The sequence below is a fragment of the Aliivibrio sifiae genome, assembly GCF_002954715.1.
In the GTDB taxonomy this organism is placed as follows: Bacteria; Pseudomonadota; Gammaproteobacteria; order Enterobacterales; family Vibrionaceae; genus Aliivibrio; species Aliivibrio sifiae.
In genome coordinates this window covers 1935134-1941415 of the sequence record NZ_MSCP01000001.1, presented here as the reverse complement: position 1 = coordinate 1941415, position 6282 = coordinate 1935134, and the positions used below count along the sequence as shown (strand labels likewise).

General features: G+C 41.3%; 8 protein-coding genes. 2 read left to right on the top strand and 6 right to left on the bottom strand.

Going from position 1 to position 6282, the window contains the following annotated elements; genetic code table 11:
* Both BTO23_RS08670 and nanQ read left to right on the top strand, forming a co-directional pair.
* A partial coding sequence (locus BTO23_RS08670; protein WP_105063538.1) for a sodium:solute symporter family protein occupies positions 1-1390 on the top strand: 1390 nt, incomplete at its 5' end.
* A gap of 55 nt (positions 1391-1445) precedes the next feature.
* Complete coding sequence (nanQ, locus tag BTO23_RS08665) at positions 1446-1916, top strand: N-acetylneuraminate anomerase (RefSeq protein WP_105063367.1); 471 nt, start codon at positions 1446-1448, stop codon at positions 1914-1916.
* A 117-nt stretch (positions 1917-2033) separates the two neighbouring features.
* Here the strand turns inward: nanQ and ureG are convergent, their stop codons facing one another.
* The 6 genes from ureG to BTO23_RS08635 form a co-directional block, all read right to left on the bottom strand.
* On the bottom strand, positions 2034-2654 hold the full coding sequence (gene ureG / locus BTO23_RS08660) for an urease accessory protein UreG (RefSeq protein WP_060993609.1): 621 nt from the start codon (positions 2652-2654) through the stop codon (positions 2034-2036).
* A 10-nt stretch (positions 2655-2664) separates the two neighbouring features.
* A complete protein-coding gene (locus tag BTO23_RS08655) occupies positions 2665-3330 on the bottom strand; it encodes an urease accessory protein UreF (RefSeq protein ID WP_105063366.1) in 666 nt (221 codons plus the stop codon).
* A gap of 11 nt (positions 3331-3341) precedes the next feature.
* Positions 3342-3833: an urease accessory protein UreE gene (gene ureE / locus BTO23_RS08650; RefSeq protein WP_105063365.1), complete on the bottom strand. Its 492-nt coding sequence runs from the start codon at positions 3831-3833 to the stop codon at positions 3342-3344.
* 71 nt (positions 3834-3904) lie between these two features.
* Positions 3905-5608 (bottom strand): urease subunit alpha, encoded by a 1704-nt coding sequence (ureC, locus tag BTO23_RS08645; RefSeq protein WP_105063364.1) that lies wholly within the window; start codon positions 5606-5608, stop codon positions 3905-3907.
* Complete coding sequence (locus BTO23_RS08640) at positions 5608-5967, bottom strand: urease subunit beta (protein WP_105063363.1); 360 nt, start codon at positions 5965-5967, stop codon at positions 5608-5610. The genes ureC and BTO23_RS08640 overlap by 1 nt, the downstream gene beginning before the upstream one ends.
* Positions 5968-5977: 10 nt before the next feature.
* Positions 5978-6280, bottom strand: a complete 303-nt coding sequence (locus BTO23_RS08635; RefSeq protein ID WP_060993604.1) for an urease subunit gamma — start codon at positions 6278-6280, stop codon at positions 5978-5980.
* Positions 6281-6282: the final 2 nt, after the last annotated feature.

Genomic DNA, 6282 nt, shown 5'->3' with positions numbered 1-6282 from the left:
AAGGATCCCAGGATGGGCTGCAGGGTTTAGTGTGTTTGCTACCACACTGAGTTCGATTACGTTTATGTCTATTCCAGCAAAAGCGTACACCAGTGACTGGACTTTCTTGATTGGTCAATATGTTGCTATTGCTATTCTTCCTATCGTTTTTTGGTTCTATATTCCTTTTTTTAGAAAGCTAAACCTTACTTCTGTATATGAATACTTAGAAAGACGATTTGACGTGAGAATGCGTTTATTTGGCAGTATTTCTTTTATGCTTTTTCATATTGGGCGTATCGCAATCGTTACTTATTTAACCGCATTAGCGCTAATGCCATTTATTGATATTAGTCCTTTGATGATTGTATTCTTAATTGGTGTTCTTTGTATTATTTATACTTTCCTTGGCGGTATTGAAGGGGTCATTTGGACCGATGTAATTCAAGGCATTATGCTATCAGTTGCTGCCATTCTTATCTTTGTTGTTATCTGTTTTAATGTTGACGGCGGTATCGTTGAAGTGTTCAGCATGTCGAATCAAGCGAATAAATATTTCCCTGCTGAGCAGTTTAGTTGGAGTTGGACCGACAGTACTATCCCTGTATTAATGATTGGTTTCTTCTTTGCCTCTCTACAACAATTCACAGCAAGCCAAGATGTGGTTCAACGTTATATCGTTACCGATAATATTGATGAGACTAAAAAAGCACTGATCACGAATGCTAAATTAGTCGCTTGTGTTCCTGTGTTCTTCTTTGCGGTTGGCTCTGCACTATTTGCTTACTACACTCAAAATCCTGCGCTGCTTCCTGCTGATTTCAATACTGGCGGTATCTTGCCTTTCTATGTGATATCTCAAATGCCAGTGGGTGTTGCTGGACTGATCATTGCTGCAATTTTTGCTGCATCACAATCAAGTATTTCAAGTAGCCTGAACAGTATTGCTGCATGTTTTACTTCTGATATCTATGAAAAACTTAGCAATAATCCAACATCTGAGCAAAAACTAAGAGTAGGCCGAACTCTAACGGTTGTCGCGGGTATCTTAGGTGTTATTACCTCTACGTATCTGATTATGTCGAATGAGAGTGAGATCTGGGATGCTTTTAATAGCTTACTTGGCTTGATGGGTGGGCCAATGACAGGACTATTTATGCTTGGCATCTTCTTCCGTCGAGCGAATGCGAACAGTGCTTTGCTAGGTGTAGTTGCGAGTATTGCTACCGTATTGTGGGTTCGTTCTGCTACAGACTTAAATTTCTTCTTCTACGGTGTTATCGGTACTTTGGTGGTGGTTATTGTAGGTTATCTAACTGCGCCTATGTTTAAAAATAATTTAAATTCGAGTGAAATTGATGAGTTAAGTGCAATTAAAGATAAGCACTCAAAAACAGAAGCAAAAGTATAATTTACTATTTATAAAGCCTTTATATTAAAACTAAAGGCTTCTTTAAGGACAATTTATGATTTACGGTCATATTGAACATCAAAAAACAAACCAGTATTTACCAAGTGTGATTCAACAATGTTTAGCCTATTTAAATGAGACAGATTTAGAAGCTCTGCCAACAGGAAAGCACATCATTGATGGTGAGCGTATTTTTGCTAATGTGATGGAATTTGAAACGGGTGAAGCAAGCAGTAAGCAAGCTGAAGTGCATAAAGAATACATTGATGTGCAATGCTTAATTCGTGGCGAAGAGCGTATTCAATATTCATTGGAAGATGAGATAAACCCAATTTCCCAATCTTATGATGAAGAAAATGATTTTTACTTAGTTGAAAGTATGAATCAGTGTAATGAAGTGATTATGCATCCTAAAATGTTTGCTGTATTCTTACCTGAAGAGCCACATAAACCGGGGTGTCTAATATCTCAATCTGGATTGATTAAAAAGATAGTGATTAAAGTTCATCGAAGTTTATTAGCATAATTGATTGAAAATAAAAGCCCTGATAGGTACTTAGTTATGGCATAAGTATTATCAGGGCTTTGTCTTATCTAGAAAGGATTTTATTGATGCTTGTTTATCGTAATTTGCTTAGCGTAATTATTTTACGTCTAGCATGCCGCGATCAACGATGAATTCGATAATTTTTTCTAGGCCAACGCCTTTTTTCAGATTGGCAAATACGTATGGGCGAGTAGGGCGCATACGAGCGGTATCTGATTCCATTACTTCAAGAGAAGCACCAACGTATGGCGCTAAGTCGATTTTGTTGATGATCAATAGATCAGACTTAGTAATACCTGGGCCACCTTTACGTGGGATCTTTTCGCCTTCGGCAACGTCAATCACATAGATAGTTAAGTCAGCTAACTCTGGGCTGAAGGTCGCACTTAGGTTATCGCCGCCGCTTTCAATAAATACCACATCTAGATTTTTATGACGTTGTGCTAGCTCTTCAACCGCAGCCAAGTTCATTGATGCATCTTCACGAATCGCAGTGTGAGGACAGCCACCCGTTTCAACACCAATGATACGATCAGCAGCAAGAGCTTCTGCTTGAGTTAAGATCTTTGCGTCTTCTTGAGTGTAAATGTCATTTGTTACTACGGCGATTTGGTAGGTATCGCGCAGTGTTTTACACAGAACTTCTAATAGTGCTGTTTTACCTGAACCAACAGGGCCGCCAACACCAATACGTAAAGGTTGTTTGTAATCTTGCATTTGCTTCTTCTTATGATCTAAATAGTCGAGTGTATTGGCTCTCGTGTCGAGAACTTGCCAATACTTGCGCTGGGGTGAAACTACCGATGAGGTGTTCAGGCCAGTGCTGTGATTTATCTACCGCTTCTAGAATAACGTCTGCCATTTCTAATAGCAGTTGTTGCCCTGCGCTTTGCCCGAGAGGTACAAGCTTTATGCCAACAATGGTGGCATTTTCAAGCCAACCCCAGGCATACGCTACGGCTAACTTTCTTTTTGATAGTTGCCAATGGTTAGCAGCAAGTGCGAAAGCTGCAATTTGAGTCTGCTTTACCATTGGTAGGGTGGTTTGATTGAGTTCAATCCCTAATTTTGGTAATAACATAGAGAAGGCTAATCCTCTCTGTCTCTCTTCAAGACGTAGTTCTTTAGTCTCTCGATTGGCGATAACAAAATCGCTCCATTCTTGAGCTTCTTGCCATTGTTCATTTTTTATTAATTGCGTCATTTTAGCCAAAATAGGCAGCTCTAATGTGGCAATGCTGTCCATTAATTGGTTGCTTAGCCAATGTTTTAACTCTGTAACATTGCTAACCCAGCCTTTTTCTATTGCCCATTCTAACCCTTGAGAATAGGTAAATGAGCCAACAGGTAGTGATGGGCTAATTAGTTGGTAGAGCCTTAAATCCTCTAACACAATGGCCTCGCTTAATGGTGGTGACCATCGTGTGAGCCAGCACTTGAGCTGCCATAAGCGCCCGGTTCTGGTTGGTATTTAGCTTGTTCTACTCTTACGTTTAATCCTAAACGTTGCACCATGTCATCCAATACATGATCGTGTAGATAACGGCACCAACCTGCTTCAACTTGTAGAGGAACGTGACGGTTACCTAGGTGATAGCATGCTTTTGCTAGTAATAGTAAATCATCGCTGTAAACCGTTGATACCGTCTCTTCGGCTGCGGTGATTATCGCTTGAATACCATCATCGCTTTCTACAATGTCGTGTTCTTTTAATACGGTACCGCGAGGTAAAAATAGACCTGCATCAGAGCCATCACTTAAAGTGACTTTTAAACGACTTTTTGTACGCTCTAGCATCGTTAGGCAAAGCGTAAGTTCTGTTGTGTCATGTGAATGCACTTCACCGTGATGATTATCGTCATGGTGGTGATGTGCAAGGTGAGTAAATTTAATCATGATTATTCACTGTAAAAGGTGCTCCACCAGAACTAGGAAAACTGGCAGAGCAAGGTTGCTTGGTTAGTTATTTAAAATAAGAAATAACGCTGCGCCATTGGTAACTCAGTTGCAGGTTCGCAAATAAGAGGGATGCCATCGGCTTTAACAATATAGGTCTGACTATCTAATTCGATGTTTGGCGTGTAACTGTTATGTATCATCGATTTTTTTGAGATATTACGGCACCCTTTCACTTCACCAATTTGGCTTTGTAAATTTAATTGTTCAGGAACGCCAGCTGCAATACCTGCTTGTGACATAAAGATCATCGATGTTTTATGCATAGCTTTGCCATAACATGCGAACATTGGACGATAATGCACGGGTTGAGGCGTTGGAATCGCGGCATTGATATCGCCCATTGGTGCATAAGCAACTAAGCCACTTTTAATAACAAGGGCAGGTTTTACACCAAAGAAAGCAGGGCTCCATACCACTAAATCGGCTAATTTCCCGACTTCAACTGAACCTACCTCATGTGAAATACCATGGGCAATAGCTGGGTTTATAGTGTATTTAGCGACGTAACGTTTAATACGCTCATTGTCGCTATGTTCGTTATCACCTTCTAAAATGCCACGTTGAAGTTTCATTTTATTCGCACACTGCCAAGTACGAATGATCACTTCACCAACACGGCCCATCGCTTGTGAGTCTGATGACATCACAGAGATTGCGCCCATGTCATGAAGAATATCTTCAGCGGCAATGGTTTCACGACGAATACGAGATTCAGCAAAGGCAACGTCTTCAGGGATCGATGGATCTAAGTGGTGGCATACCATCAACATATCCAAGTGCTCATCAATGGTATTAATCGTATAAGGCATAGTTGGGTTTGTTGATGCAGGTAAAATGTTAGGTTCACCGACAGATTTAATTACATCAGGTGCGTGACCGCCGCCTGCGCCTTCGGTGTGAAATACGTGAATAACGCGATCACCAATGGCTTTAACGGTCTCTTCGTAAAAACCACCTTCATTTAAGGTGTCTGAGTGGATAGCGATTTGAATATCCATCTCATCTGCCACATTAAGGCAGTTATGAATTGCGGCAGGGGTAGCGCCCCAATCTTCGTGGATTTTTAAGCCAATAGCGCCCGCTTCAATTTGTTCACGTAGTGCTTCTGGTTTACTTACGCAGCCTTTACCAAATAGGCCAACGTTGATCGGTAAATCGTCCACCGCTTCTAGCATACGGTGCATATTCCAAATGCCCGGAGTTACGGTTGTTGCATTTGTACCTGCAACTGGGCCTGTACCACCACCGATAAAGGTTGTTACGCCAGAGGTTAAGCCTTCTTCTGCTTGTTGAGGACAAATGAAGTGAATATGAGTATCAACACCGCCAGCGGTAATAATTTTACCTTCACCAGCAATGACTTCAGTGCCAGGGCCAATAACGACATCAACATTAGGCTGTACATCTGGATTACCGGCTTTACCTATACCAAAGATACGACCATCTTTAATACCAATATCAGCTTTTACAATGCCCCAGTGATCGACAATTAATGCGTTGGTAATCACAGCATCAACACATTCACTGTTAACGACTTGGCTTTGACCCATACCATCACGGATCACTTTACCGCCGCCGAATTTTACTTCTTCGCCATACGTAGTGAAGTCTTTTTCTACTTCTAAAAATAGCTCAGTATCAGCCAAACGTAGGCGATCACCAGTGGTTGGGCCAAACATGTTGGCATAAGCAGTACGAGAAATACGAGCCATTATTTCGCCTCTTTGTCGTCAGTTAATGTTGTGGTGTTTATCATGTCATCGACATTGCCCATCACCGCGCCTTGAAAACCGTAAATTTCGCGTTTACCTGAAAATTCAACCAGTGCAATAGTTCGACGTTGACCCGGCTCAAAACGGATCGCCATACCCGCGGGGATATTTAAACGAAAGCCTTTGGTTGGTTCACGATCAAACTTCAGAGCTTCATTTACTTCATAAAAATGGTAATGAGAGCCGACTTGAATAGGGCGATCACCATAATTAGCGACCGATAATTGGTGTGTTTTACGGCCTACGTTTAATTCGATTTGGCCAAGTTCGTCATTAACTCTTAATTCACCAGGGATCATCATTAGTTCCTTAAACGATAGGATCGTGAATCGACACTAATTTGGTGCCGTCAGGGAAGGTACATTCAACCTGAACATCTGGGATCATTTCAGGAATTCCTTCCATTACATCGTCCGCCGTTAAAATAGTGCGACCGTAATTCATTAAATCAGCCACTGTGCGTCCATCACGAGCACCTTCCATTATTTCAAAACAGATTAAGGCGATGGCTTCTGGATAATTGAGTTTTAATCCGCGAGCTTTACGTCTTTCCGCGATCATGCCCGCAGATGCAAGCAGCAGTTTGTCTTTTTCTCTTGGTGTTAATTCCATTG

Excerpts from the sequence above, each read along its gene's own strand:
- nanQ (WP_105063367.1), top strand. The coding sequence starts at position 1,446 with ATGATTTACGGTCATATTGAACATCAAAAAACAAACCAGTATTTACCA.
- ureG (WP_060993609.1), bottom strand. The coding sequence starts at position 2,654 with ATGCAAGATTACAAACAACCTTTACGTATTGGTGTTGGCGGCCCTGTT.
- ureE (WP_105063365.1), bottom strand. The coding sequence starts at position 3,833 with ATGATTAAATTTACTCACCTTGCACATCACCACCATGACGATAATCAT.
- ureC (WP_105063364.1), bottom strand. The coding sequence starts at position 5,608 with ATGGCTCGTATTTCTCGTACTGCTTATGCCAACATGTTTGGCCCAACC.
- BTO23_RS08640 (WP_105063363.1), bottom strand. The coding sequence starts at position 5,967 with ATGATCCCTGGTGAATTAAGAGTTAATGACGAACTTGGCCAAATCGAA.
- BTO23_RS08635 (WP_060993604.1), bottom strand. The coding sequence starts at position 6,280 with ATGGAATTAACACCAAGAGAAAAAGACAAACTGCTGCTTGCATCTGCG.